This window comes from Corynebacterium occultum, assembly GCF_009734425.1.
GTDB classification, from domain to species: Bacteria; Actinomycetota; Actinomycetes; order Mycobacteriales; family Mycobacteriaceae; genus Corynebacterium; species Corynebacterium occultum.
In genome coordinates this window covers 2937267-2963156 of sequence record NZ_CP046455.1, presented here as the reverse complement: position 1 = coordinate 2963156, position 25890 = coordinate 2937267, and the positions used below count along the sequence as shown (strand labels likewise).

Annotated in this window: 20 protein-coding genes and 4 rRNA genes; 18 read left to right on the top strand and 6 right to left on the bottom strand. The window is 60.2% G+C overall.

The genetic code is table 11. The features are described from left to right. Positions 1-118 precede the first annotated feature (118 nt). From rrf (COCCU_RS13370) to rrf (COCCU_RS13335), 8 genes are all read left to right on the top strand, one after another. Positions 119-236 (top strand): 5S ribosomal RNA (rrf, locus tag COCCU_RS13370). A gap of 311 nt (positions 237-547) precedes the next feature. Next, complete coding sequence (locus COCCU_RS13365; protein WP_231598791.1) at positions 548-1399, top strand: glycerophosphodiester phosphodiesterase; 852 nt, start codon at positions 548-550, stop codon at positions 1397-1399. 489 nt (positions 1400-1888) lie between these two features. Then, the gene (gene istA, locus COCCU_RS13360; RefSeq protein ID WP_156232224.1) at positions 1889-3517 is read left to right on the top strand and encodes an IS21 family transposase; all 1629 of its coding nucleotides are present in this window, start codon (positions 1889-1891) and stop codon (positions 3515-3517) included. Then, complete coding sequence (locus COCCU_RS13355) at positions 3517-4266, top strand: ATP-binding protein (protein WP_156232222.1); 750 nt, start codon at positions 3517-3519, stop codon at positions 4264-4266. Before istA ends, COCCU_RS13355 begins: the two co-directional genes overlap by 1 nt. A gap of 37 nt (positions 4267-4303) precedes the next feature. Next, positions 4304-4894, top strand: a complete 591-nt coding sequence (locus tag COCCU_RS13350) for an Abi family protein (RefSeq protein ID WP_156232220.1) — start codon at positions 4304-4306, stop codon at positions 4892-4894. 636 nt (positions 4895-5530) lie between these two features. Further along, positions 5531-7047 (top strand): 16S ribosomal RNA (locus COCCU_RS13345). A gap of 359 nt (positions 7048-7406) precedes the next feature. Further along, positions 7407-10481, top strand: a 23S ribosomal RNA gene (locus COCCU_RS13340). A 142-nt stretch (positions 10482-10623) separates the two neighbouring features. Continuing rightward, positions 10624-10741: ribosomal RNA gene (rrf, locus tag COCCU_RS13335) — 5S ribosomal RNA — on the top strand. The 16S, 23S and 5S rRNA genes sit together here, the layout of an rRNA operon. A gap of 176 nt (positions 10742-10917) precedes the next feature. Here the strand turns inward: rrf (COCCU_RS13335) and COCCU_RS13330 are convergent. After that, entirely contained in the window at positions 10918-11970 is a 1053-nt protein-coding gene (locus COCCU_RS13330; protein ID WP_156232218.1) for a pseudouridine synthase, read from the bottom strand. Here COCCU_RS13330 and COCCU_RS14585 point away from each other — a divergent pair. The 4 genes from COCCU_RS14585 to COCCU_RS13315 all read left to right on the top strand — a co-directional run bounded on the left by COCCU_RS14585 (position 11906) and on the right by COCCU_RS13315 (position 15103). Beyond that, positions 11906-12052 carry a hypothetical protein gene (locus tag COCCU_RS14585; RefSeq protein ID WP_197088372.1) on the top strand — a complete coding sequence of 49 codons (147 nt, stop codon included), beginning with the start codon at positions 11906-11908 and terminating at the stop codon, positions 12050-12052. The two genes, COCCU_RS13330 and COCCU_RS14585, sit on opposite strands and share 65 nt — an antisense overlap. Before the next feature lie 269 nt (positions 12053-12321). Next, positions 12322-13230: a universal stress protein gene (locus COCCU_RS13325; protein ID WP_156232216.1), complete on the top strand. Its 909-nt coding sequence runs from the start codon at positions 12322-12324 to the stop codon at positions 13228-13230. 384 nt (positions 13231-13614) lie between these two features. Next, a complete protein-coding gene (locus COCCU_RS13320) occupies positions 13615-13887 on the top strand; it encodes a GlsB/YeaQ/YmgE family stress response membrane protein (RefSeq protein ID WP_156232908.1) in 273 nt (90 codons plus the stop codon). Between the two features lie 568 nt (positions 13888-14455). Beyond that, positions 14456-15103 (top strand): TetR/AcrR family transcriptional regulator, encoded by a 648-nt coding sequence (locus COCCU_RS13315; RefSeq protein WP_156232214.1) that lies wholly within the window; start codon positions 14456-14458, stop codon positions 15101-15103. On the opposite strand, the gene yidC is transcribed toward COCCU_RS13315, so the two are convergent. Next, on the bottom strand, positions 15100-16284 hold the full coding sequence (yidC, locus tag COCCU_RS13310) for a membrane protein insertase YidC (protein WP_156232212.1): 1185 nt from the start codon (positions 16282-16284) through the stop codon (positions 15100-15102). The two genes, COCCU_RS13315 and yidC, sit on opposite strands and share 4 nt — an antisense overlap. A 122-nt stretch (positions 16285-16406) precedes the next feature. On the opposite strand from yidC, the gene COCCU_RS13305 reads away from it, so the two are divergent. Together COCCU_RS13305 and COCCU_RS14580 are read left to right on the top strand one after the other, a co-directional pair. Continuing rightward, positions 16407-17234 carry a class E sortase gene (locus COCCU_RS13305; protein WP_156232210.1) on the top strand — a complete coding sequence of 276 codons (828 nt, stop codon included), beginning with the start codon at positions 16407-16409 and terminating at the stop codon, positions 17232-17234. Then, entirely contained in the window at positions 17235-17387 is a 153-nt protein-coding gene (locus COCCU_RS14580; RefSeq protein ID WP_197088371.1) for a hypothetical protein, read from the top strand. On the opposite strand, the gene COCCU_RS13300 is transcribed toward COCCU_RS14580, so the two are convergent. Further along, complete coding sequence (locus tag COCCU_RS13300; RefSeq protein ID WP_156232208.1) at positions 17384-17956, bottom strand: DUF2020 domain-containing protein; 573 nt, start codon at positions 17954-17956, stop codon at positions 17384-17386. The genes COCCU_RS14580 and COCCU_RS13300 overlap by 4 nt on opposite strands. On the opposite strand from COCCU_RS13300, the gene COCCU_RS13295 reads away from it, so the two are divergent. Together COCCU_RS13295 and COCCU_RS13290 are read left to right on the top strand one after the other, a co-directional pair. Continuing rightward, positions 17955-19199 carry a sensor histidine kinase gene (locus COCCU_RS13295; RefSeq protein ID WP_156232206.1) on the top strand — a complete coding sequence of 415 codons (1245 nt, stop codon included), beginning with the start codon at positions 17955-17957 and terminating at the stop codon, positions 19197-19199. The genes COCCU_RS13300 and COCCU_RS13295 overlap by 2 nt on opposite strands. 110 nt (positions 19200-19309) lie before the next feature. Next, on the top strand, positions 19310-19948 hold the full coding sequence (locus COCCU_RS13290; protein WP_156232204.1) for a response regulator: 639 nt from the start codon (positions 19310-19312) through the stop codon (positions 19946-19948). Between the two features lie 166 nt (positions 19949-20114). Here COCCU_RS13290 and COCCU_RS13285 read toward each other — a convergent pair whose 3' ends face one another. After that, a complete protein-coding gene (locus COCCU_RS13285; protein WP_156232202.1) occupies positions 20115-20447 on the bottom strand; it encodes a histone-like nucleoid-structuring protein Lsr2 in 333 nt (110 codons plus the stop codon). An 877-nt stretch (positions 20448-21324) separates the two neighbouring features. Between COCCU_RS13285 and COCCU_RS13280 the strand changes: the two genes are divergently transcribed. Next, a complete protein-coding gene (locus tag COCCU_RS13280) occupies positions 21325-21771 on the top strand; it encodes a DUF3806 domain-containing protein (protein WP_156232200.1) in 447 nt (148 codons plus the stop codon). Positions 21772-21911: 140 nt separating this feature from the next. On the opposite strand, the gene COCCU_RS13275 is transcribed toward COCCU_RS13280, so the two are convergent. Beyond that, positions 21912-22544, bottom strand: a complete 633-nt coding sequence (locus COCCU_RS13275; protein ID WP_156232198.1) for a DUF6474 family protein — start codon at positions 22542-22544, stop codon at positions 21912-21914. An 83-nt stretch (positions 22545-22627) separates the two neighbouring features. On the opposite strand from COCCU_RS13275, the gene COCCU_RS13270 reads away from it, so the two are divergent. Continuing rightward, complete coding sequence (locus tag COCCU_RS13270; RefSeq protein WP_156232196.1) at positions 22628-24163, top strand: TM0106 family RecB-like putative nuclease; 1536 nt, start codon at positions 22628-22630, stop codon at positions 24161-24163. 24 nt (positions 24164-24187) lie between these two features. On the opposite strand, the gene COCCU_RS13265 is transcribed toward COCCU_RS13270, so the two are convergent. Beyond that, positions 24188-25864 carry a cupredoxin domain-containing protein gene (locus COCCU_RS13265; RefSeq protein WP_231598790.1) on the bottom strand — a complete coding sequence of 559 codons (1677 nt, stop codon included), beginning with the start codon at positions 25862-25864 and terminating at the stop codon, positions 24188-24190. Positions 25865-25890: the final 26 nt, after the last annotated feature.

Sequence of the window (25890 nt, the reverse complement as noted above, 5' to 3'; positions counted from 1 at the left end):
GGTGGTTGTGCGTAACTTGTAACGAGTGATCTTGAGGGTTGCTTCGCGTCCACTGTGCAGTGTCTGACACGACACGCACCCCACCGTGGGGTGTGGTTGGTTCGTGTTGTTTGAGTGTGTTGGTGGTTTATTGCGGCGGGGTCACGCCCGGTCCCTTTCCGAACCCGGAAGCTAAGCCCGTTCGCGCTGATGGTACTGCACCTGGGAGGGTGTGGGAGAGTAGGTCGCTGCCAACCTTTAACTTCATGCAAGAAAAAATAAGGGGTAGGCCCCGGGAAGAGAACATGGTTTCTCTTCCCGGGGCCTACCTCTTTTTGTGTTGCCCAGAGGGTGGTTGGGTGTGGTGGGGGTTTCGTCATGTGACGTTATGGGGTGTCTGGCCTGGATGGTGGGGCAGGTAGATGGTGGGGCCGACCACTACAGAACCACCACAAACAGGGGAGTTTCGATGCGGGAGCGCAGGAAACACGGGCGTCGAGAAGCGCTTGATTGAGCTGCAGGCAGACCGCCGGCAGGGATCTCTCTCCCCGGGTCGAAAGAGCCATTGATGAAGTCTCCGGAAAGGTTTCTTCTGTATAAAATGAGTTCTTTTCCAGCGGGCCAGGTTCCCCGCTGTTATCTTCATCAGCAGATATCCGCCCTGGAAATGGAGTCAGAGAAGATGAAGATTGTCGCGCATCGCGGTGCGGAGGACCTGGCGCTGGAGAACAGCCTCGAAAGTTTTCGGATGGCCGAAGCCCTTGGGGCTGATGCCATTGAGCTTGACGTCCACGCTTCCCGGGATAACAAAATCGTTGTCATTCATGACACTACGGCTGTCAGAGTCGGAAGTGCCGACTCCCCATATCTGGATTCTCCGATCGCTTCCCTGACCCTGTCAGAGATCAAGGCGATCACCCTCCAGGATGGCAGCAGAATTCCCACCCTTGAAGAGGTCCTCGAGGAAGTGAGTCTTCCCCTCCAAGTTGAGGTGAAAGCGGCAGGAGCGGTGCCGGCACTTGCGGAGCTATTTGAATTTAGACCAGAAGACCTTGAGAGGGTGCTCTGCATCAGCTTCCACGACATTATTCTCAGCGAACTTGCTGCCCGCGTACCGAAGATCCGACTGGGTGTGCTCCGGGAGCCAGCACGAATATTTGATTTGGAGATTTTTGAGGAACTGGGAGAAGCCAACGCAGCCGCATTCCTTCCCTCAGTGAAGGCACTGGAAATCTCGATGATTATGACTCTTCAGGCCCGTGGCATCAAGGTTGGATGTTGGACCGTCCGGGATGAAGAAGCGTTGAGGATAGTCGAGAGGGCAGGGGTGGACATGGTGACAGTCAGTGATCCGAGAGTGCTGAGGCCGGCACGTGGGGAGAAGAATGAATCGGAAGGTGACGCAAACTTCTTCTGGTGAGTTTCTTCCTGGCTGAGGCTGTCTCCCGGCAACTCTGATTGCACACCCTCAGAGGGCCTGCGGATGCTTTCTGAATAGCGGAGGCACTAGTTCTGCACTAAAGACATTGCCACCTGTTACGACAGGGTCGGAAGGATGCCTTGGGCCCCAGCCGGGACGACTGGACTCAGGGTCTTCGTTTTTCTCTAGACGAAAATCCGGGTTGGTGGACACCTTGAAACCAGCAGGATGCTGGGAAAGGTAATCTACCACCATGCCGATCAAGCACTTGGCGGAAACGATGAGGTCGCCCTGCATCATTCAGTCCATTACGGCGGTCATCTGTTAGGGACGTGCTTTTAGTAGCGCGGTTCTGACGATCGGATAGCACCGGTATGAGCTTCGGATAGCGGGACCCGGTGGTCTGTGGTGATCTCAGGGCCACACGCAGTAATTCGGCTGCGTGTGGACCTCGAAGAGGAGACACCGTGACGCACTCACCGATTGGTGATGTCACTATTGATCCAGAATCTGTCCTACCGACAGATCGAAGCCTGGGCGGGATGCTCACACACCACCATCGCGAAAGCGAAGAGAATCTGCCAAGAGCAGGGCTTTACCTCCACCGCCCAGGTGAAAAACCTCACCGCAGAAGAACTCGACGCCTTGTTCACCGACGGACGCAAGACGCCCTCGGATGAGTTCGTCGCCTTCGACGTGGCCGCAATGGTCACCAAACGCTCGGGCAAGAAGAAACTGCCTCTGCGCGTGTTGTGGGCTGACTACCTCGACACGGACCGCGCCCCTGGTCAGCGGCACTATAGCTATCAGCGGTTCTGCCAGATCATCGGCGAGTACGTCGACGTCAATGACCTGACCATGCGGATCACCCACGCTCCCGGCCACACGATGCAGGTCGACTGGGCAGGCACGAAGATGGCTGTCTTTGATCCCATCACCGGGCGCAAGACCAAGGTGTCGGTGTTTGTGGCCTCGTTGCCGTACTCCGGGATGGTCTTTGCTCGCGGTTATCTCGATGAGAAATCCCCGAACTGGTTGGACGCCCACCAGCAGGCCTTCGAGTTCTTCGGCGGCATCGCGCAGGTTGTCATCCCGGACAACGCCTCCACCGCATCGAATCAGATCGCTCGTGGGGACCGGGCCCGGGACGTCAACCGCGCCTACCGGGACTTCCTCGAACACCATCACACCGCCGCGGTACCGACCAGGCCGGTGAAACCGCAGGACAAAGGCAACGTCGAAGCCGGCGTCAAGATCGTGACCAACTGGGTAATCAACCGGCTCGCGGACCGGCGATTCGCCAGTCTGGATGACCTCAATGCTGCGGTAGCCGACCAGATCACCGCGATCAACACCAGAACACCGTTTCGCGGACAGCAGATCAGCCGTAAGGATCTGTTCGATGAGCATGAGCGGCCGGAACTGCTTGGGCTGCCCGAATCCCGCTGGCAGCCGGTGACCTGGCGCAAATCCAAGGTCAACCGTGATTACCACATCGAAATCGCCACGGTGAAGTACTCGGTGCCCCACACCTTCGCCGGCCGGCATGTCGATGTGAAGATCACCGGCGACCGCCTGACCATCATGTGCGACGCAGACATCATCGCCACCCATACCGTCTCCCCGCGCCAGCATGCCTACGTCACCGACCCCGATCATGTTCCTGACCAGCATCAGCAGTCTTCGGACCTGTGGTCCAGGGCGTATTTCCTGCGTCAGGCCCACAAGATCGGACCCCACACCGTCGCCGCGATCACCAGCGTGCTCGATGCCCGCCCGATCGAAGCCCAGGGATATCGCACCTGCCAAAACATCCTCGCCCTGGGCAAAGGCGACAACAAGGCACTACTGGAACAGGCCTGCCGACACCTGCTCGACGCTGATCGCCCGCGGGCGATCAGCTACACCGCAGTCAAGCAACACCTGGCGGGGTTGCGTGCCCAAGCCCATGCCCGGCCCACAACCACAGATGCTGCGCCGCCGCCGGCCCCACGCATCGACCCGGCCCCAGGCTCACGGGACACCTCCGGTGCGCACCTGGCCGGCCCTGAGCACTTCAGCCTTGACGCCCTGCTGAAAAAGACAGATCCCACCCACGATAAAGGAGGTCAGGCGTAATGGATCGACACCTCACCGACGCCGACATGACGTTGTTCACCCAGCTACGAATGACCGCCTTCGGCAAAACCGTCATCGACCTGGCCAACGACCCCGCCTGCGATGAGTGGACGTTCTCACAGAAGATCTTCCACGCCCTGGATAAGGAGATCACGGCCAGGGAGCAACGCCGGACCCAGAAACTACTCAAGGCATCCAGATCGCCAAACCCTGACGCCTGCGTAGAAGAAATCCGCTACCTTCCCGACCGCAACCTCAATCGTGAGCTAATCGCACGGCTGTCCAGCTGTCAATGGATCGACCAGACCCACAACATGGTCATCCTGGGAAAATCCAGCGTCGGCAAGACTTACCTCGCGCTGGCGCTGCTCAACGCCGCGTGCCGGAAGTTCTACACCGCCCGGTTCTTCAGACTCGATGATCTCGCCAACCAACTCGCGGTCATGGACCCCTCCTCGCAGAAGCGGCTGGATTTCCTCACCGACCTGCACAACTGCGACCTGCTGGTCCTCGATGACTTCCTCATCACGCCCATCAACCAGCACACCGTCGCGGAGCTGCTCAACATCCTCGCGGCCCGGGACGGCCGTGGCTCGACCCTGGTCACCTCCCAGTTCGAGCCGCAGGACTGGTACAAATCCCTGCATGACGCGGTGATCGCCGAGTCGATCCTCAACCGGATCGTGGCCAACGCCGAGATCGTCGCACTCGACGGGCCGAACATGCGCCGACACCTCGCCGACGCATAATAGCCCCGCCGGTACCCGGACTAGGCACCGCTATCCGGTGCTCATCCGGGTGCTATCGGATCGTCAGAACCGCGCTACTGGAAGCACGTCCCAAACAGGTCATCTCCCAGTCTGGGCATGGACGGAGCTGCTTGACTTCTCTGATCTGTCCAAGCTGTTTGCTCAGCTGCACTCTACCGATCAGCGAGACCTTGCCCGAGATCTCGGTTTGAACGATTCGCCGCGGAAAAGAAAACCACGTCCGAGCAACCTCGACGGCTGGCTCCACCAACTCTTGGTGGTCTGCAACCTCCCCGCCCACCATGCTCCTTTGGAGGACTGGACTTTCGGTGCCAAAGACGTATCTGATGCTCAAGGCATTAAAGGATACTTCCAGGACTTCGGAACCCCGGCTCAGTCCAAAGACATGTATGGCGTGCTCACCATCGTGGCCTTCCTGCCGAAGGCGATCGAAGACACTCCTGTCTGGGCCCGGGAGATGACCCAGCTCATCGAAGTGTCCTTTCAGCATTTACCGTCGAGAGCCTTGGCAGAGATGGGAATCCCCACTGAGTGCTACACGCTGCATCCCCGGTCTCTGTCGAACCCAAATCGCCTCTGCTTCTTCTCGAGATGCTCTGGAGGGTGAAGAATGTTTTTAAATAGACGGCAAAGGGAACTGCAGATTCTCTTGGCAGGTGAATGGTCCTATGGCATTGTCATTTAGTGGCCATGAGCTGGCGTTTTGTCATTTGGTGGGGTGGTGAGTATATTTATGTGAGTCAGCGAGACCGACAACGCCCCGGAGCACAGTGTGTTCCTCGTGTGGCGGTAGGAAAACATTCTTCGTTGGCGGGATAATTAACGAGCTGCAGGGATCCTCATTGACTGTCACTGTGTGGTGGTGGGTGTGGGTGGTGTGGTTGTGTTGTGTGAGAACTCAATAGTGTGCCATTTTATTTTTTGTTTGTCGTGGCCTGCCTGCATCCGGTTTGGGTGTGGTGGGTCGGGTCATACCGGGTGTGAGAGATCGTTGCTTGCACTGTAAATCATGGGCCGCATCTTTCGGGGTGGGGTCAGTCGGTATGGTTGACTAAGTTTTTATGTCGGATCCCCGTTTGTTTTTCCCCGTCAGGGAAGGGGGGGTCTGATGGTTGATCAGTAATTTTTTGGATGAATTGCCAGTGGCCTGTTCCTCTTTGTGGGGGGTGGGTCGTGGTTTGTTTGTCAGGTTGTCGGGCTTTTCAGTCTGATTGATCGGCGTCCTTCGGGGTGTTGGTTGTCTTTTATGGAGAGTTTGATCCTGGCTCAGGACGAACGCTGGCGGCGTGCTTAACACATGCAAGTCGAACGGAAAGGCCCCTTCGGGGGTACTCGAGTGGCGAACGGGTGAGTAACACGTGGGTGATCTGCCCCGCACTTCGGGATAAGCCTGGGAAACTGGGTCTAATACCGGATAGGACCGCATCGTGGAGGTGTGGTGGAAAGATTTTTCGGTGTGGGATGAGCTCGCGGCCTATCAGCTTGTTGGTGGGGTAATGGCCTACCAAGGCGTCGACGGGTAGCCGGCCTGAGAGGGTGGACGGCCACATTGGGACTGAGATACGGCCCAGACTCCTACGGGAGGCAGCAGTGGGGAATATTGCACAATGGGCGGAAGCCTGATGCAGCGACGCCGCGTGGGGGATGAAGGCCTTCGGGTTGTAAACTCCTTTCGCCAGGGACGAAGCCGCAAGGTGACGGTACCTGGATAAGAAGCACCGGCTAACTACGTGCCAGCAGCCGCGGTAATACGTAGGGTGCGAGCGTTGTCCGGAATTACTGGGCGTAAAGAGCTCGTAGGTGGTTTGTCGCGTCGTCTGTGAAATTCCGGGGCTTAACTCCGGGCGTGCAGGCGATACGGGCATAACTTGAGTGCTGTAGGGGAGACTGGAATTCCTGGTGTAGCGGTGATATGCGCAGATATCAGGAGGAACACCAATGGCGAAGGCAGGTCTCTGGGCAGTAACTGACGCTGAGGAGCGAAAGCATGGGTAGCGAACAGGATTAGATACCCTGGTAGTCCATGCCGTAAACGGTGGGCGCTAGGTGTAGGGGACTTCCACGTCTTCTGTGCCGTAGCTAACGCATTAAGCGCCCCGCCTGGGGAGTACGGCCGCAAGGCTAAAACTCAAAGGAATTGACGGGGGCCCGCACAAGCGGCGGAGCATGTGGATTAATTCGATGCAACGCGAAGAACCTTACCTGGGCTTGACATGGACCAGATCGGCGTAGAGATACGTCTTCCCTTGTGGCTGGTTCACAGGTGGTGCATGGTTGTCGTCAGCTCGTGTCGTGAGATGTTGGGTTAAGTCCCGCAACGAGCGCAACCCTTGTCTTATGTTGCCAGCACGTTATGGTGGGGACTCATGAGAAACTGCCGGGGTCAACTCGGAGGAAGGTGGGGATGACGTCAAATCATCATGCCCCTTATGTCCAGGGCTTCACACATGCTACAATGGTCGGTACAGCAGGTCGCGAACCCGTGAGGGTAAGCTAATCCTTCAAAGCCGGCCTCAGTTCGGATTGGGGTCTGCAACTCGACCCCATGAAGTCGGAGTCGCTAGTAATCGCAGATCAGCAACGCTGCGGTGAATACGTTCCCGGGCCTTGTACACACCGCCCGTCACGTCATGAAAGTTGGTAACACCCGAAGCCAGTGGCCCAACCGTAAGGGGGGAGCTGTCGAAGGTGGGATCGGCGATTGGGACGAAGTCGTAACAAGGTAGCCGTACCGGAAGGTGCGGCTGGATCACCTCCTTTCTAAGGAGCTTTAGAAAATCCTTTCATCCACTGTGTGGGTGGGGTACACCGGTTGGTGGTCACGTTTGTTGGCCCGCCGGCATTTTAATCGGGTGGATATGATTCCCCACGCTTGGATGCGTGGTCGATGAGCAAAAGATAACTCACTGTCTGACGGTGGTGGGGTGGCATGCTGTTGGGTGTCTGGGACAACATTTTTGTTCCGTGACTGATCATCTACGTATCAGGTGTCTCGTCTTCGGGTGGGGTGTGTGGTGGTGGGTGGTGTGTTGTGTGAGAACTGTATAGTGGACGCGAGCATCTTTATTCTTGTTGTAAGTAAGCAATTTCATCGCGACCTTGTCGTGATAGAAGTTTTGTGTGTGTTTTTTAAGGGCACACGGTGGATGCCTTGGCATACTGAGCCGATGAAGGACGTGAGAGGCTGCGTTATGCCTCGGGGAGTTGCCAACTAAGCGTTGATCCGAGGATGTCCGAATGGGGAAACCCGGCTGTCGTTATGGGCGGTCACCCTTCCATGAATTCATAGTGGTTGTGGGGGTTACGCGGGGAAGTGAAACATCTCAGTACCCGCAGGAAAAGAAAACAATAGTGATTCCGTGAGTAGCGGCGAGCGAAAATGGATTAGTGGCTAAACCTGTGATGTGTGATACCTGGTAGGGGTTGCATTGTGGGGGTTGTGGGATTTAAGCGTGTCTGGTCTACCAGCCGGGCGCAGGGTGCACGGTGTTAGCGGAAGTGGTTTGGGATGACCTGCCGGAGAGGGTGAGAGTCCCGTACGTGAAGACACTGTGTTTCTTGTTGTTTATGTCCCGAGTAGCAGCGGGCTCGTGGAATCTGCTGTGAATCTGCCGGGACCACCCGGTAAGCCTGAATACTCAGTATGACCGATAGCGGATTAGTACCGTGAGGGAATGGTGAAAAGTACCCCGGGAGGGGAGTGAAATAGTACCTGAAACCGTGTGCTTACAATCCGTCAGAGCTGTAATAGGTGATGGCGTGCCTTTTGAAGAATGAGCCTGCGAGTCAGCGGCATGTCGCGAGGTTAACCCGTTGAGTGGGGTAGTCGTAGCGAAAGCGAATACTAACTAGTGTGTTTTAGTGGCATGTCCTGGACCCGAAGCGGGGTGATCTACCCATGGCCAGTGTGAAGCGATGGTAAGACGTCGTGGAGGCGCGAACCCACTTAGGTTGAAAACTGAGGGGATGAGTTGTGGGTAGGGGTGAAAGGCCAATCAAACTCCGTGATAGCTGGTTCTCCCCGAAATGCATTTAGGTGCAGCGTTGTGTGGTGCTTGCCGGAGGTAGAGCTACTGGTTGGTTGAGCGGGACTACAATCTTAGCAATGTCAGCCAAACTCCGAATGCCGGTTTAAGTTAGCGCAGCAGTGAGACTGTGGGGGATAAGCTTCATAGTCGAGAGGGAAACAGCCCAGATCGCCGGTTAAGGCCCCTAAGGGTGTACTAAGTGGAAAAGGATGTGGGATCGCGAAGACAGCCAGGAGGTTGGCTTAGAAGCAGCCATCCTTGAAAGAGTGCGTAATAGCTCACTGGTCGAGTGGTTCTGCGCCGACAATGTAGTGGGGCTCAAGTACACCGCCGAAGCCGCGGCAATGATATTTATATTATTGGGTAGGGGAGCGTCGTGCACGGGGTGAAGCGCTTGGGTGACCGGGTGTGGACTGTGTGCGAGTGAGAATGCAGGCATGAGTAACGAATTGATGAGTGAGAATCTCATCCGCCGGATGACTAAGGGTTCCTGGGTCAAGTTCGTCTTCCCAGGGTGAGTCGGGGCCTAAGGCGAGGCCGTCAGGCGTAGTCGATGGATAACGGGTTGATATTCCCGTACCCGAGTGTGTGCGCCCATGGTGAATCAGTGATACTAACCACCCATAATCCTTCGGATGTCATCTTTGATGGTGTCTGTCGGGGCGTGCGTGGAGCCTGAGCTGGTAGTAGCTAAGTGATGGGGTGACGCAGTGAGGTAGCCGAGCCACTTATTGGATTGTGGTGTAAGCGTGTAGCACGGGTTGGTAGGTAAATCCGCCGGCCCAGGTGTGTGAGGCGTGATGCGTAGCCCTTCGGGGTGATGTTGGTGATCCTGTACTGTCGAGAAAAGCCTCTAGCGAGTGCACATTCGGCCCGTACCCTAAACCGACACAGGTAGTCAGGTAGAGAATACTAAGGCGTTCGGGTGAACTGTGGTTAAGGAACTCGGCAAAATGCCCCCGTAACTTCGGGAGAAGGGGGGCCATGGCTGGTGACGGGTTTTACACCTTGAGCTGGTTGTGGTCGCAGAGAATAGAGGGAAGCGACTGTTTATTAAAAACACAGGTCCGTGCGAAAACGTTTAAGTTGAGGTATACGGACTGACGCCTGCCCGGTGCTGGAAGGTTAAGAGGACCGGTTAGCTCATTTATGGGCGAAGCTGAGAATTTAAGCCCCAGTAAACGGCGGTGGTAACTATAACCATCCTAAGGTAGCGAAATTCCTTGTCGGGTAAGTTCCGACCTGCACGAATGGCGTAACGACTTCCCTGCTGTCTCAACCACAGGCCCGGTGAAATTGCAGTACGAGTAAAGATGCTCGTTACGCGCGGCAGGACGAAAAGACCCCGGGACCTTCACTATAGCTTGGTATTGGTGTTCGGTTCGGTTTGTGTAGGATAGGTGGGAGACTTAGATCACATGACGCTAGTTGTGTGGGAGTCGTTGTTGAAATACCACTCTGATCGGATTGAACATCTAACTTTGGCCCATGATCTGGGTTGGGGACAGTGCCTGGTGGGTAGTTTAACTGGGGCGGTTGCCTCCTAAATGGTAACGGAGGCGCCCAAAGGTTTCCTCAGCCTGGTTGGTAATCAGGTGGTGAGTGTAAGTGCACAAGGGAGCTTGACTGTGAGAGTGACAGCTCGAACAGGGACGAAAGTCGGGACTAGTGATCCGGCACCTACTTGTGGATGTGGTGTCGCTCAACGGATAAAAGGTACCCCGGGGATAACAGGCTGATCTTCCCCAAGAGTCCATATCGACGGGATGGTTTGGCACCTCGATGTCGGCTCGTCGCATCCTGGGGCTGGAGTAGGTCCCAAGGGTTGGGCTGTTCGCCCATTAAAGCGGCACGCGAGCTGGGTTTAGAACGTCGTGAGACAGTTCGGTCTCTATCCGCCGTGCGCGTTGAAACTTGAAGAAGGCTGTCCCTAGTACGAGAGGACCGGGACGGACGTACCTCTAGTGTGCCAGTTGTTCCGCCAGGGGCAGGGCTGGTTGGCTACGTACGGGAGGGATAACCGCTGAAAGCATCTAAGCGGGAAGCCTGTTTTGAGATGAGGTTTCTTTTGAGGTTCCCTATAGATTATGGGGTTGATAGGCCGGATCTGGACGCATCGTAAGGTGTGGAGGTGACCGGTACTAATTTACCGATAACACACATATATCTGCTGGCCCTTGGGGTTGGTGGTTGTGCGTAACTTGTAACGAGTGATCTTGAGGGTTGCTTCGCGTCCACTGTGCAGTGTCTGACACGACACGCATCCCCCTGTGTGGTGGGGTGTGGTTGGTTCGTGTTGTTTGAGTGTGTTGGTGGTTTATTGCGGCGGGGTCACGCCCGGTCCCTTTCCGAACCCGGAAGCTAAGCCCGTTCGCGCTGATGGTACTGCACCTGGGAGGGTGTGGGAGAGTAGGTCGCTGCCAACCTTTAACTTCATGCAAGAAACAAAGGCGGGGTGTTCAAGGATTTTATTCCTTGAACACCCCGTCTTTTTTGGGTTTCCATATCCCCTTCCAAAGGCCTGCCTTCTCTTTGCCTGAGGCCTTGGTCCAGGGGGGCGTCGATAAGCGGGTAGCTGTCGGTGAGCAACCCCGGTCTGGGGTTAGATCCTGGTGGAACGGAAGATGCGGAGCTCCCCACTGAAGGGGTCGGTGAAGGTGAGTTCCCGGGCGTTGAGGTGCATCGGGATCGACATGTCCTCCTCTTCCTCCGTGTAGACGCGGGGGTACACGGGGTCCCCGAGGATGGGAATGCCGGCGGCCCACATGTGCAGTCGCAACTGGTGGGTCTTGCCGGTCTCCGGCTTGAGCTCATAATGCGCCTGCCGGGCCAGGGGGCCGTGCACGGCTTCCAGCGCCGCCTGCTCCTCATCGCTGACCGGTGTGACCTTCGTCAGCCAGGTGAGGGCATTGGGCTCGCCCTCGACGATCTCTCCCTTGATATGGCCGGGGGTCTTCTCCATCCGGCTCTCCCAGAGGATGGGGCCCTGGGTGGGGTCCAGGGAGGAGTCGTGATCAGCCACCGCCAGATAGGTCTTCATGGCCTCCCGGCGGGCGAAGAGCGTCTGGTAGGCGCCTCGGACCTCGGGTTTCGCGGTGAACACCAGCACCCCGGAGGTCAACCGGTCGAGGCGGTGGGCGGGGGAGAGCTCCTGGATGCCGGTACTGCGGCGCATCCGAACCAGAGCGGTCTCGGTGATGTGGCGGCCACGTGGCATGGTCGCGAGGTAAGAGGGTTTGTCCACCACGAGAATATTTTCATCCTGATGGATGATCTCGCATTCAAAGGGGACGTGGGGTTCTTCAGCGGGAACACGGTAGAACCAGACATCCGCTCCCGCGGGCAGGGGCTCATCGGGCGTATACGGCTGGGAGCGGTTGTCCACCACCAGTTCCTCCACGAAGCGTCTGTCGAGCGCTGCAGCATCATCCTGGGGGCTGCGGTGGCGTTGTGAGTTGATCAGGTGCTCCACGAAATCGCGGGCGCTGATGCCTGCTGCCTCCTCGGGCACCCTCACCCGGGAGGCGTTGAGCCCATCCTTAATGGGAAGCGGTGGCACCTTACCGAGACGTTGTACTAATCTTCTACTCATGAACTTTGAAGAGATCCTTGCTCCGGTTATCGAATTTTTCTCTGAGGGCATTGGCGCGATCATCGCCAGCGTCGGTGAGGTGCTCTACAACCTCTCCTACCCTTCCAACGCAGACCCGGCTACCCCGGTTGAGATCCCGCTCTAAAACCTGTTCCGCGACCGGAGAACAACTTTTTCGGCCGCTCCTGTGTCACCAAGACATATTCCTCCAGCTTAACCCGCCCCTCGGTGCAGCCAGCAATGGTAGTCCGAGGGGTTTAATTTATGAGGGGAATAACCAAGTCCCATTTAATATGAGCTGAGAGCGGATACAATGGGTAGTGAGACGGAAACCGTGGGATCCGAGATCTGAGCGTAGGCTTTCGTGAACATGGTGAAACCGTGCAACAGTTCGAAGGAGAAAGGTCGCTGATCATGACCACCAAGGAAGATATCGTCGTCGTTGCAGTTGATGGCTCCGAGGCCTCTCAGGTTGCGGTTCGCTGGGCGGCAAATACCGCTAATAAACGTGGCATTCCCCTGCGTCTGGCCGCCAGCTACACCATGCCTCAGTTCCTCTACGCCGAAGGCATGGTTCCCCCGCAGGAGCTGTTCGATGACCTCCAGGCCGAGACCCTGGAAAAGGTCGATGAGGCCCGCAACATCGCCCATGAGGTTGCTCCGGAGCTGAAGATCGGACACACCATCGCTGAGGGCAGCCCGATCGATATGCTGCTGGACATGTCCCACGACGTCACCATGATCGTCATGGGCTCCCGGGGCCTCGGGGGACTCTCCGGCATGGTGATGGGTTCAGTTTCTGCCGCAGTGGTCAGCCACGCCTCCTGCCCGGTCGTGGTGGTTCGTCAGGACAACCACGTCAACGAAAACACCAAGTACGGTCCGATCGTCGTCGGTGTGGATGGTTCCGATGTCTCCCAGCGTGCCACCGAGTACGCCTTCACTGAGGCTGCGGCCCGCGGCTCTGAGCTGGTTGCGGTTCACACCTGGATGGACATGCAGGTCCAGGCTTCTCTCGCCGGCCTCTCCGCTGCACAGCAGCAGTGGGAGGAGGTTGAGCGCGAGCAGTCCGAGCTGCTCACTGAGCGTCTGCAGCCCCTGATCGACAAGTTCCCGGCTGTCCCGGTGAAGAAGGTCATCACCAGGGACCGCCCGGTCCGTGCCCTGGTTGAGCAGGCCGAGGGCGCTCAGCTCCTGGTTGTCGGCTCCCACGGCCGTGGTGGCTTCAAGGGCATGCTGCTGGGCTCCACCTCCCGCGCGCTGCTCCAGTCCGCTCCCTGCCCGATGATGGTTGTCCGTCCGGAGGGCCACCCCAAGAAGTAGTCCCATTCCCGACACGCAACCTCCGTCCCCCGGTTCTCCCCGGGGGCACGGAGGTTGTGTCTTTTCCGAAGCTTCTTCGCTTTTAAACGACCATCCGACCATCCTCGGCACGCTTGACCCAGGCGTTTCCCGAGGTCCTGCACCTCTTCGGTCAGCAACCCGGCCGAAGTGTCCTTGGCACAGTTCAGGGCAGTTTTTGGAGGTGGAATAAAGGTCAATGAAAGTTTATGTTTAGGTTTCGATTTGAAATCATTTCGGAAACCAGGGAGCGGTTTCCGGTGCAAGCTGACAAGCTGGAGTAGTGGCAGGAGGAAATCCCAGGAGGAAATCCTTCGTGTCTTGGAAATTGCATCACTTCGCTGCGGAAAAATTGAGGAGCAGAAAATGGCACTTGGACTTGGAATCATTGGCTGGATTGTCATCGGCGGCCTAGCAGGCTGGGTAGCTTCCATGATTAAGGGCAAGAATGCCCAGATGGGTTTGCTCGCTAATATCATTGCCGGTATTGCTGGCGGGCTGCTGGGCGGCTTCATTCTCTACCTCTTCAATGTTGATGTTGAGGGTGCTGGCTGGATCTTCAGCTTCATCACCTGTCTGGTCGGTGCAGTGATTCTGCTGAGCATCGTGCAGTTCTTCACCGGGAGGAAGAAGGTCTAGCCGGACTGTCGGGGAACCCCTGGTTCCCCACTTTCTCAACCTCACCGTCCACCGGCGCTCCCCCGTTAAAAGGGGAGCGGCCCCGGTGGACGGTTTTCTTCTCTCCCGGGGGCTTCCGGTGCTTCCCGGCAACCCGGACCACAGGGACTCCTCAGATGCTGTCCCTGCACGCAACGGTAGAACAGCAGGAGACAGACTTTTTTGTTTCCGGAACTGCAACGGTTCGATTAAAACATACCGGTTTGTCTATATTGGAGGATAAACTCAGTCATGACGGAACCGGAGCCCCGGAACCGGCGGCTCCCTGAGGGGTGCTGGGAGATCCACAGCCAATGGTGTGAACCAGTTGCGGGTAGCCCAGCGGGAACTTAAAACCTCTGAGGGGGAGTGCTCAGGCACTCCCGGAATGAGCAGATATGACCGGAATGAAGTTCCCGGCTCCGGTGGTGCACACAGTGAAAGTGATGGTGTGCACCGATGTGGCTGGTGCCGGGGAGGTCCCCTTCCCGGAGAACACCCCCAGAAAGAACTAAAGCTCCAGCACGTGAAGGAAAGGAAGAATCAGGACATGCCCGGGACGACGCCCAGTAAATCCAGCGCCAAGCCGAAGTCAGTCAGCAGTAGGCGGCGTAATCGGCCGAGCCCGCGTCAGCGGTTGCTCGATAGTGCCACCCATCTCTTCACCACGGAGGGCATCCGGGTGATCGGCATTGACCGGGTGTTGCGGGAGGCGGATGTGGCGAAAGCTTCTCTCTACTCGCTTTTCGGCTCCAAGGATGCCCTGGTCATCGCCTACCTGGAGGCGTTGGACCAGAAGTGGCGTGCGGATTGGGAGGCCCGGGTCGCTGGGGTGTCTGACCCGGGTGAAAAGATCCTGGCGTTCTTCGACCAGTGTCTGGCCGAGGAACCGGAGCATAATTACCGGGGTTCCCATTTCCAGAATGCGGCCAGTGAATACCCGAAACCGGAGACCGAGACGGAGGAGGGCATCATTGCCGCGGTGGGGGAGCACCGCCGCTGGTGTCATCAGACCATGACGGACCTGCTCTCGGAGAAGAATGGTTACCCCAGTGCCACCCAGGCCAATCAGCTGCTGATTTTCCTGGATGGTGGTTTGGCGGGAGCCAGCCTGAATAAGGATTCCGGTCCTCTGGAGACCGCCCGGGATCTGGCGCGGCAGCTGATTTCCGCCCCGCCGCCGGATTACTCCATCTAGTCTCCGGGCTTTGCGACGCCCTCTTGCCCCGCGTCCCCTGGAACCGGCCCGCCATCGTGGGCCGGTTTCTGCTTTCCCGCCCGTTTCTGGGCTCGTTTTTCCCGATTCATTTCTAAGCGGGCCCGGGTTTTGGCTTTGTTCAGGCGTTTATTCTCGGACTTCTCGGCGGCGCGGGCTTCCTGGAGTTCCTTCTCCTTGGCGGCAAGCTGGGCGGCGAGTTCGGGGTCGCGGCGGGCGGCGCGGGCCAGCTGCTTCAGTTCCTTTTCCTCCTGCACCCGAGCTTCGTGGGCGGCGCGGGCCCGGTCCCGGTGCTGGATGAATTCATCATCCAGGGGAAGCTGACGTTGGATGATGCGGTGGATGGTGTTGGCCTGCACCAGGGTCCAGAGGTTATTGGCCACCCAGTAGAAGATGATGGCGGCGGGCAGCGGCCCGGCCAGTGCCAGCCAGATCAACAGGAAGGGGATGAGCACGAAGAGGACCACCAGGGCTTTGCCCAGGACACGCGCCACCTTGGAGTCCCAGTCCATGGTGAGGTTGTTGCGGTGGAAGGAGAGTCGGAAGTTCAGGATGGTGAAGAGGATGGCGACGGCCAGCATCGGCAGCACCACCTGCAGCACCTCTCCCTGGGTGGTGCCCAGCTGGGTGAACTGTTCCTCACTCATGGCGATATAGGCCGGCAGTGGCACCCCGAAGATGTGGCCGTCGAGGAAGGCCTCAACTTCGGTGGAGCTGAGGAACCCGATGGAGGAGCGCTGGGCACTGTCCAGACCTTCGGCGGGGCGGGCCATGCGCAGCAGAAACTGGTAGAGGCCGATGAATACCGGCAGCTGGATCAGGGGTGGGATGCAGCCGGCGGCGGTGCTGTGCCCGTAGTCCTCCCGCAGTTGTTTGCGCTTCTCGGCGTGCTCGGCCACCGATTCCTTATCGGCACGGGTGTGGTATTCCGCATCCAGGGCCTTGAGTTTGGGGCGCAGTATGGCGGAGATGCGTCCGGAGCGGGACTGCATCAGGGAGAAGGGGGCGATCAGGCCCCGGACGACGATCACCAGGCCGAAGACCGACAGCACCCAGGCCATCGAGTCGTCGAGACCGAAGACAACATGAAGCAGCAGGTGCCAGAGCTTCATGATGCCTGAAACCGGATAGACGAAGAGATCCAACAGCACGGGTGGGGACAACCTTCCTGAATTAGGGATGACGCTGCCTAAGCATAATTCTCCACCCGCTTTCCCCGGTCATTGTGCACAGTTCAGGACACCCGGCTTAGAATCAGGCGGATCCCCATGAGTTGAGGAAGCAGATGAACCATCCCGCAGCCGGACGCGTATCGACGCCCACCCCGCCCCGCCCACGACGGGCCCGGCCCAGCCAGGTGCTGGGGGAGCTCCTGCTGACCTTCGGGGTGCTCCTGCTCCTCTTCGTCTTCTACGAGGCCTATTGGACGAACCTGGATGCCGGGCGCCGCCAGGACCGTGCCGAAGAGGCCCTGGCCCGGCAGTGGGAGGTGGAGCGGGTCAACCCCCGGCAGAATCTGAACCCGGAGATGGGGGAGGCCTTCGCCCGCCTCCACATCCCCACCTTCGGCTCTGATTTCCACTTCGCCATCCTCGAGGGCACCGATGAGCGGGATCTGCTCGCCGGGCCGGGTCACTACGTGGAGACCCAGTTGCCGGGGCAGGTAGGTAATTTCGCGGTGGCCGGCCACCGCGTGGGCAAGGGGGCGCCCTTCAATGACCTGGGCAACCTCCAGGTCTGTGATGCGGTGGTGATCGAGACCCGGAACTCCTGGGAAACCTACCGGATCCTACCCATCGCCGGCACCTCATCAGAGCGGGCGGAACAGGCCGGGGACTGCTTCAGCCCGGAGCAGGCCAGGTCCCTCACGCAGGGGTCCTATTCCGGGGTGCAGGGCCGGCACATCACCCTGCCCGGTGATATCGGGGTGCTCTCCCCGGTGCCGGGCCAGGACATGACGCTCACCGAGGACCTGGGGGGGATCTTGACCTTGACCACCTGCCACCCGCGTTTCTCCAATGAGCAACGCATGATCGTCCACGCCATGCTCGTGGACTCCACCCCCAAGGAAGCGTCCGGGGATGCCCGCCCGGCCGCATTGGAGAAGAACTAGATGTACGGCTGGTATTGGCGGAACCTGCCCGGCCGCTGGCCGCTGAAGACCCTGATCACCCTGGTGCTCGGGGCCCTGATCTTCCTGCTGTTGATGGAGGTGGTCTTCCCCTGGATCTCCCCGATGCTGCCCTATAACGAGGTTGCCGTCTAAAGCCCGAGGTTGTTGATGACCTCTCGGGCCACCAGCTCCGCCTTCAGGGACTGCGCCTGGTTGCTGCGCACCACCACCGCCCAATTCTCCTTGGCCACCGCATAGACCGCGGATTCGTGCCCACCGATCCCGGCCCCGGCCCGACCCCCGGACCATCCCTCGATCTCCTCGGCCGGTTCGGTGGTGTCGACCGGCGCCGCCCAGTCCACCACCGCGGTGGCGGTGCCAGCATCCGGCAGCTCCCGGATCGTGACCTCCAGTTGGGGTTGCTCCGGGTAGGACCAGAAGACACAGGCCGGGTGGCTGAAATTGTCGTCGACACCCACCCCGGTCACCTTCTGCCCATTGGTCTCCGCCACCCAGTCGGTGTCCAGATAAGGGCACTCCACCCAACTTTCTCGCCCACCTGAGATCTGCGGGGCAGCATCCACCGGCAGGCCATCCCCGGTGGCGGGCACGGGGGTGCTCGAGCTGGGCGGGGCGTCGTCAAGCGGGCCCGGCTGGGGGCTGCAGCCGACCAGGAGCGCAGCACTCAACAGTAGAACTGCGGTGGGTAAAGTACGAACCATGCAGACCAGAATAGGGCCGAGGGAAGCGGAATCCACCGTCGGGCAGGAACCGGGTGTCGGCGATAACGGCCTGCGCAACGGCATTCATGTGCTGACCTCCGTGCTGCTGGTGGTGGCGCTGGGCACCGCGATCCGCCTGCCACTGACCGAGGCGGCGATCACGCTGCTCCTGTGTTCACTCTTCGCCTTCATCTACTTCTTCGGCGCTTCGCTGCTGAGCCAATGGTCGCCGAAGCTGCAGCTGCTGTGGGTGTTCCTGCTCAGTGGCCTGTGGATCGCCATGCTGCCGGTCAGCAGCGTGGCCATCTACCTGGTGTTCACCCTCTTCTTCCTCTACCTGCAGGTGATGAATGACACCTATGGGCGGATCGCGGTGGTGGCGGCCACGGCCGTGGCCATCCTCTCCCAGGCGGCGGAAGGGTTGACCATCGGCGGGGTGATGGGGCCCGGGGTGTCCGCCCTGGTCACCCTCGCCATCCACTACGCCTTCCGCCGGCTTGCGCGCGCCAACCTGGAAAGACAGGAACTGATCGACCAACTCATGGCCACCCGCTCTGAACTGGCCAAAACCCAGCACACCGCCGGTGTCATCGCCGAACGGCAGCGCATCGCCCATGAAATCCACGACACCCTCGCCCAGGGCCTGTCCAGCATCCAGATGCTGCTGCATGTCGCCGAAAGCGAGATCATCGCCTCCCCCCTGAGCGAGGAAGAAAAAGCCGCCCCCATCCAACGCATCCAGCTGGCGCGCTCCGCGGCGGCGGAGAACCTCAGCGAGGCCCGCGCCATGATCGCCGCCCTGCAGCCCGCCGCCCTCTCCCAGCGTTCCCTGCGTGGTGCCCTGGAGCGGGTGGCCGCCAACCATGGGGCCGTCAGCGGCCTGGACATTGCCGTGGATGTCGACGGTGCGGAATGGGAACTGCCGATGAAGATTGAGGCCGCCTTGCTGCGCATTGCCCAGGGCGCGGTCGCCAACGCGGTCGCCCATTCCCAGGCCGAGCGCTGCCGCATCAGCCTCTCCTACGGGGAGGAGGAGGTGCGTCTCGACGTCGTGGACGACGGCTGTGGCTTCGACCCCGGGGAGGTCGCCCAACGGCCCGTCGGCCTGGGACATGTCGGCCTGGACGCGATGCGCCAGCGAGCCCGGGAACTCGGTGGCAGCCTTGAGGTGGAATCCGCGCCGGGGCAGGGGACCGCGGTATCGGTGGCTCTTCCCCGGGAAGTACCGGAATTCGGAGCGTAACAGCAGGGAGGAAGTTGGGCTTCGGGACCGGTGGGCCCCAACAGCTAAGGTATACCTCAGCAGCCGGATGCCACCTGCCTCCGGCGTATCCGAAGGAGCTGTTGTCTGTCATGATCCGCGTGCTACTCGCAGATGACCACGAGATCGTCCGCATGGGGTTGCGGGCTGTGCTCGAAAGCGCCGAAGACATTGAGGTGGTCGGCGAAGTTGCCACCGCCGAAGCCGCCATCGCCGCCGCTCAGGCCGGGGGCATCGATGTGATGTTGATGGACCTGCGCTTCGGGGCTGGTGTGGAAGGCACCCGGGTGATGGGTGGGGCGGAGGCCACCGCCACCATCCGCTCCACCATGAGCACCCCACCCAAGGTGCTGGTGGTGACCAACTATGACACCGACGCCGACATCCTCGGCGCCATTGAAGCCGGCGCGGTGGGGTACCTGCTCAAGGATGCCCCGCCGGTGGAACTGCTCGCCGCGGTGCGTTCCACCGCGGAGGGGGACTCCGCGCTCTCCCCGATCGTCGCCGACAAACTGATGACCAGGGTTCGTACCCCACGCAGCTCCCTGACCCCGCGGGAGCTGGAGGTGCTCAAGCTGGTGGCCGGGGGTGCCTCAAACCGGGAGATCGGTCGGCTGCTGCTGCTTAGTGAGGCCACCGTGAAATCCCATCTGGTGCACATCTACGACAAGCTGGGGGTTCGTTCCCGCACCTCGGCGGTGGCCTCCGCTCGCGAGCAGGGCGTGCTTTAAGAGGGGGTTGGGTCAGCCGGGGGGCCGGGGGGAGAAACAGGGAAACCGACGTTCCGGAGGCCCCTGGGGGGATGGGGGCAGCGGGAACGTCGGCGGCACTTTCTCAGGGGTTCCCGGTGGCCTCTTTTAGTGGGGGCAGTTCACCGGGGGCCGGGGAGAGGGATGATCAGGCGTGGGCCTTCTGATAGGCCTCGATGATCTCGAAGGGGATCTTGCCACGATTGGCCACCTTCAGGCCCTTCTCCAGGGCCCAGCGGCGGACATCCCGGGAGTTGACCGGGGTCCGGGAGTCGGCGCTGCCGCCACGGGTCGGGGTGACCTTGCGGGCGACCTCCAGATAGGGGTGCACCATTTCGCGGAATTTCTCGGCATTTTCCTCAGAGAGGTCGAGAATATAGTCACTGCCTTCATAGGAGAAGCGGACCACGTGGAGTTGATGTTCTTCCAAGGGGGTGTCATCCAGATCGTCGAAGTATTGGGTAATTTCCCGGCGTGCCATTAATTCTCCTAGAAAGTGAAGATTCACCCGAGGCGTCGATCAAGTACCTGCGGGCGATGGATATGACTGACATGAATTGAAAAATAGCCACCTGATTCAGGGGCACCGTATTCATGTCGGTTTTTAAAATATCCACCCTGATGTCAGGGAAATTGTACAATTATCATGTCCATTAAGCAAAGTCTAAAACGGGTTACAAAGTCCGGACTTAAAGGCCTGAGGCACCACTGAATTATATAGGTGATGGCCGCATGAGGGAAGAGACCTCCATTAATATTGTCCCTGAAACTCCCTGCGCTTATTTCCCGGCCTTTCCCGGAAAATTAATTAAAAATGCAGGTCAAGAAATTATCTAATAATGAAATGGGGAGGGGAAGATAAATTCTTCCCCGGAACATTATGAATATGCCCCCTTAAAATGGGTCCTCCATTATGGGGTGGATATTAATTCCGGTGAGGTTTTTGAATCCCCATCGTCTTCTTTGGGACTTATTGAGACCCCATTCAGTGTCGTCGTGTTTTCAATGATGCTTCAGGTGGTGTCTGATCTTCTCTTTATGTCCGGGGATGGGGAGTTAAATCACTTTGCGCGTCTTTCCGTTGAATTTCAGTGGGTGGGTAATCCGGGTTACCTCCCTGCCCCTGGCGGGTAGGAGAATTATGTGGAGAATTCATCCCGAGGTGCCGACCTGAGAATGGAGAAGCAGCCCGAGTCGGGAAGTGGTGGAAAGAAGGAGGGTAAATAGCCGCTATGCATCGTGTATTTTCCCATCGAAATGGACATTCATCCCCTTATCTCCCCCTTATCACCGGCGGATTTTCGGGTCATTTCTCTTTTCCGCTGAGAAGCGGGGAAAGAACCATTAGCCTGCGGGGCATGGATACTTCAGGAAAAATTCCCTCGGATGACCGCCGTGAAACTGCCGAACCTCAGTTGGTTGAGTTGAGTTCCGTGGAAGAGGAGTGGCTTGGCGGGTTGCTGGCCACCGCGGAGTCCAGGGGACTGCTCAAGGGGATCGACACCCTGGGCGAGGCCTTCGAGGCGGAGCGGGAGGACTGGGCGGCCCAGCCGGCGCACCGCCGACCGGAGCCGGGCCGGATCATCCGGCTCTATGCAGTGGCCTTCGGCCAGCTGCTGGCGATGGAGCACGACCTGGACTGGGTGGGACTGAAGAAGAGTACCGCCGTGGAGATTGTGCTCTGGGGTGGTCCCGGGGAGAACACGCTGCTGCCGATCAGCATGGTGGAAAAGCGTTGGCACGACCCGGCGGTGCGCTCTCTGGAGGATCTTTATCGGCAGACTGCGGCGGGGTTGGGCAACTGATCCCGGCCTCGGGGCTGGGCGTATTGCCCTAACCCCTGCCATCCGTCCCTTAAGTGGGCCGGACATGAAAAAGCACCGCAGCACTCCCCCTGGGAAAGTCAGGGGGAGTGCTGCGGTGTTGCCTTGCCAGGGGGGTGCAGCTACTGGCGGAGCTTGACCTGGATCTCATCCACCAGCAGATCAATGTCCTGGTTGATGGTCCGGTGGGCGCGGCGACGCTGCTCCGGAGTCATGTATTCAGCGTTGTCCACGGCCGCACCGAGTTCCTTGAGACGCTCCTCGGCATCCCGGATGAAGCCCACGGGCAGGGAGGAGTTCTCGAGGTTGTGCTGGAGGCCCTGCATCCGGGCCTTGATCGGGGCGCCGTGGCCGGAGAACTGGGCCAGCTCATCGCTGCTGACGCCGAGATTGTTGGCGCGGGCCTCGATGAACTTCTCGCGGCCGGCGTTCACCGCCCGATAGACCAGGGGCAGCAGCACCGGCAGCAGCAGGCGTGAGGTGCTGAGCAGGCGGCTGACCTTGTCCTTGTTGAAGCGGCCCGCCTTGATGCGTGCCAGCTCGGTCTCAGCCAGTTTGCGTTCATGCTTGCGCTTCTTCTTCAGGCCCTTCTTTTCAGCGTTGAGCAGGTTCTTCTCCTGCCTGGCCAACAGCTTAGAGCGGCGGAGCTCCAACTTGGCGGTCTCCTTGGCCTCGGTCTTGGCGCGTACCTTGGCAGCCTGGATCTCCGCCTTGGTCTTGGCGCGGCGTTTCCGGATCGACTCGAGAATGCCCATGTTTTTCCGTCCAACTCCCAGTTTGTTCCGTGTGCAGTCTGGATTCAACATTACCCTTGTTCCTGGCTTAGGCTTGTGCTGTTGTGGGTGCAAACTTCGAAGAACTGGAATTACAGCCCACGGATCTGGTGGGTTGTCGTTATCGGCAGGTGCAGCGGCACCGTTATCCGGACACTGAACCCAGCTCCGTGGGACAGCAGCGTGCGGGCCGTCTGAGGGCGGCCCGCGCCGAGGTGTTCGCACTCCTGCCCCAGGCTCCGGCCCTGGGCGATCCCAAGAAGTTCCTGCGTATCGACATCCCCGATGGCGAGTCCGCCGAGTTTGACACCCTGGAGGCCCTGGCCGCCGAGGCTGACCTGATCACCGGGGTGGTCTTCCGGGGCCGTTCCGGGGAGAGCAGCTGGTATCTGGAAGTAGATGCCCTGGCCCGGATGGCACACGGCACCTACCTGCCGGTGATCGTGAGCAATCACCGGGTCGCCCGCCCCAGGGAGGGGGCGAGCATGCTGGCGATATCCACCACCAGACTCGGCCTGGCCCGCAAACCCACGGAACTGCCCTATCAGCAACGGCACCACGCCATCGACGGTTACCGGCTCAGCCTGGCGGCCCGGGCCTTGGCGGAGGTGGAGCTGGACTCCGGGTGGGGTGCCGCCATCGGCCAGGATCGCACCAAGGTGTTCCTCGCCCCCAGTAACACCCACCAGCAGGCCCTGGATGCCGCCCTGCAGGTGACCCCACCCACCCAACCGCGGCGGGTCAAGGAATGCGACTCCTGCCGCTACTGGTCTTTCTGCGCCCCCGAACTGGAGGCCGTGGATGAGATCAGTCTCTTCCTCTCCGGGGATCGGGCGCAGTCCTACCGCGAACAGGGCATCCATACCGTGACCGGGCTTATCGACGCCGCGCTGGGGGAACCCTCCGCCCTGGCCAGGGCCTGGCGGGATGAGATCCCGGTGCTGCGTCGTCGCGCGCAACTCCAGGCCCCGCGGGCGGATGTCGAGATCGACATAGATGTGGAGGCCTACCTGGATCAGGGGGCCTACCTCTGGGGTGTGTTCGACGGCCGGGAGTACCTGCCCTTCGTCACCTGGGAGGGCCTGGGCGGGGATGCTGAGGGGGAGAATTTCGCCCGTTTCTGGACCTGGCTGATGCAGCGTCGCGAGCAGGCCGCGGCGGCGGGGGAAAGCTTCGCCGCCTACTGTTACTCCGCCCACGGGGAGAACCACTGGATGCTGGGCAGTGCCCGCCGTTTCGCCGGGAAACGCTATGGCGATCATCGGATCCCGGCTGAGGATGAGGTCCGGGAGTTCATCTCCTCAGCACAGTGGATCGACATGTTCCGCCTGGTCAAGGAGCAGCTGGTCGGCCCGGGTGGGCTGGGGCTGAAGATCGTCGCCCCGGCTGCCGGATTCCACTGGGCGGAGGCAGGTTTCGATGGTGAGGAATCAGTGCACGCCTACCGCATCGCGGTGGGGGAGGACTCCGCGGCGGCAGCCCGCGCCCGGGCTCAGCTGCTCAGCTACAACGGTGATGATTGCCGGGCCACCGCGGCGGTACGCGCCTGGCTGGAGGCAGGCGCCCCCGGCGCCCCGCTGCTGGGCGAGGGGCGTCGTTAAGCCCGGGGGATGGTGAGCGGCGGACTAGCCGACCAGGATGTCGAAGGTCATGCCGCGGGTGTGGTGCCCGGCGATGGTGCACCAGCCAGCCAGATCGGCGGTGATGACCCCGGCGTCAATCCGGATCTCCTGACCGGGCACCAGGCGACCCGAACGGATGCCATTGCCCAGGCGGAGATCATGGGCGGTCCCGTCCTCATTACGCAGCGTGATGATCAGCTGATTCCCTGCCGGGACGGTGACCTGGGAGGGCTCAAACACCATGTCCCCGGCGATGACATCCACCTCAGTGACATTCCCGGCACTGCTGGCGGGCTGCGGGGCGACCGGGGTCACCGCCGCGGGTCCTCCCAGGCCGCCGAAAGCGCCCAGGATGAGAGCGAGCACCGCCAGGGCGGCCGTGATCTGGTTGGTGCGGGGCTTCGGGTTCTCCGGGATGGGCGGGGCCTCGGCGGCACCACGCAGCACCGCAGCCTGGGCCCTGACCCCGCGGGGCAGCAGCACCACGAAGACCGCCAGGGAACCGATGCTGAGCAGCGACATGAAGATCTTCAACCAGGAGGAATCCGCCAGCAACCAGAACACCAGGCCACCGTTGATCAGGGTGGAACGCAGCAGTGCCCCACGGTTCAGCTCCCGGGAAGAAGCCCGCAAGGGCCCCGCCCCACCACCGATGGTGCTGGGCAGCAGGTGGCTCATCACCCCGATCAACAACTGGCCGGCGAAACCCACCAGCAGGGGGATGCTCGGCACCGCCACCTCATTCAGGTGCGGACCAGTGAGGAAGGACTGCACCGCCAGGTAGATCAGGGTGCCCACCAGCCAGAGGGGGGCGCAGGCGATGGAGACCGCAGCGAAACTGACCCGGTCCCGGGGATCCTTCAGCACCGTGATCACATTGCCGGCCCACCCGACCCCGGCCACCACCCAGCCCGCCGCATGAAGCAGCAGCCCGATGCCGAAGAGCGGAGCATGATCCAGCAGCGCGGCGGTGATCGCCAGGGCCACACCCCCCGCGGCCAGGGCAACCACCACAGCCGTCCGGTCCGGGCCACCCCGGGTGCGCCAGATCGCAGGGAAGAGCACCACCAGGGAACCGATCGCCGCCAGACCCAGAAAACCCAGCAGATTGGCCACCAGGTGCCCGAAGAGCAGCCGCTCATGCCAACCACCACCGGGTCCGGTCGCCAGAATCGCCCCGAAGACCGCCCCCACCGGCAGGCAGAGCGCACTGAGCACATAGGCCACCACAGCGGAACGGAAACGACGGCCCCGTTCCGCCCGGAAGAACTGCCGCGCCAAAGACACGGCATGCCACAACAGGATCAACGCCACCACCGCAGCACCCACCTGGGTGATGATCCAGGAGCGTTCCCACATCCCCGACAACATCTGCCCCGCCAAGGTGAGCAGAATGCCGGCATTGAGGATCCGGATGCGCAACAACTGACCTGGCCGGGTGTCCTCCGGCAGTCGCAGGTTGAGGAATTTCTCAGTGAAATACTGCGACCAGATGAGGATCGAGTTGGTCACCGCACCCAGGGTGAAGATGTGGATGAGCACCCAGCGGTACTCCGGGATGATCGGATGGATCAGCCCTGCCACCACCAGGGACACCAGCCACAGGGAAACCGGTTTGCTGGCCTTACGGTGCCAGCTGCGGCGGTTCCGCGCCGGTGCGGCAGGCTGCTTCTCGCTCATGACCCCAACATAATCCGCCGAATAAA